This window comes from Vibrio sp. 10N.261.52.A1 (assembly GCF_002876325.1).
Lineage (GTDB): Bacteria > Pseudomonadota > Gammaproteobacteria > Enterobacterales > Vibrionaceae > Vibrio > Vibrio chagasii.
This window is the reverse complement of the sequence record NZ_MCYD01001255.1, coordinates 1-372: the sequence shown is the minus strand read 5'-3', so window position 1 is coordinate 372 and position 372 is coordinate 1. Positions and strand designations below refer to the sequence as shown.

Sequence of the window (372 nt, the reverse complement as noted above, 5' to 3'; positions counted from 1 at the left end):
CAAGCAGCAATGGGAAGCGTTGCACGCGAACACCAGTGAAACAGCGTTACTCGCCCAAAAAGAGTTGTTGGAGCTTTGGAGTCGCAATACTCACTCCTTGTTTGAAATCAATCGTGACTTTTTAAACGCACAGCAACAGCTCACAGTTAAGACACAAGCCCATCAAACTAACGTTCAGCAAGCTGACAAGCTATCGAAAGAGCGTGAAGTACTGGTAGAAAGATACAAAGAGAAAGAGACTTCACTTGAGCGCTTAACCTTGTTAATTGCGCAAGAGGGAGAGTTAGCTAAGTACCGTGCGAAATTGGAATCTGGCTCTGAATGTCCGCTGTGTGGTTCTACTGAACATACGGTTGAGCAGTCACAAGATAT

1 protein-coding gene is annotated in these 372 nt (G+C 45.2%); it reads left to right on the top strand.

From position 1 onward, the window contains the following. Nucleotides 1–372, top strand: a 372-nt coding sequence (locus BCT81_RS26435) for a hypothetical protein (RefSeq protein WP_133152737.1), incomplete at both ends; no start/stop codon positions are given.